This window comes from Desulfosporosinus sp. I2 (genome assembly GCF_000960765.1).
In the GTDB taxonomy this organism is placed as follows: domain Bacteria; phylum Bacillota; class Desulfitobacteriia; order Desulfitobacteriales; family Desulfitobacteriaceae; genus Desulfosporosinus.
In genome coordinates this window covers 1-395 of sequence record NZ_JYNH01000330.1, presented here as the reverse complement: position 1 = coordinate 395, position 395 = coordinate 1, and the positions used below count along the sequence as shown (strand labels likewise).

The window sequence follows — 395 nt, the reverse complement described above, 5'->3', positions numbered from 1 at the left end:
GACGCTGGCGGCGTGCCTAACACATGCAAGTCGAACGGTCTACTCGTGGTTCGATATTCGTGGTTCGTGGTTCGATTATAGATAGACTTCGGAGCTAAAAAGAATATGTTAATAGGGCTTTGAAGACTACTCAATTCGAACAACGAATATCGAATATCGAACTACGTGTTGGATAGTGGCGGACGGGTGAGTAACGCGTGGGTAACCTACCCATAAAGCCGGGACAACCCTTGGAAACGAGGGCTAATACCGGATAATCTTAAGGCTTGGCATCAAGCTTTAAGGAAAGGTGGCCTCTGAACATGCTACCGATTATGGATGGACCCGCGTCTGATTAGCTAGTTGGTGGGGTAAAGGCCTACCAAGGCGACGATCAGTAGCCGGCCTGAGAGGGG

At 49.6% G+C, this 395-nt stretch carries 1 rRNA gene; it reads left to right on the top strand.

Features of this window, described 5'->3' with window-relative positions:
* A 16S ribosomal RNA gene (locus UF75_RS29580) occupies positions 1-395 on the top strand; the annotation flags it as partial.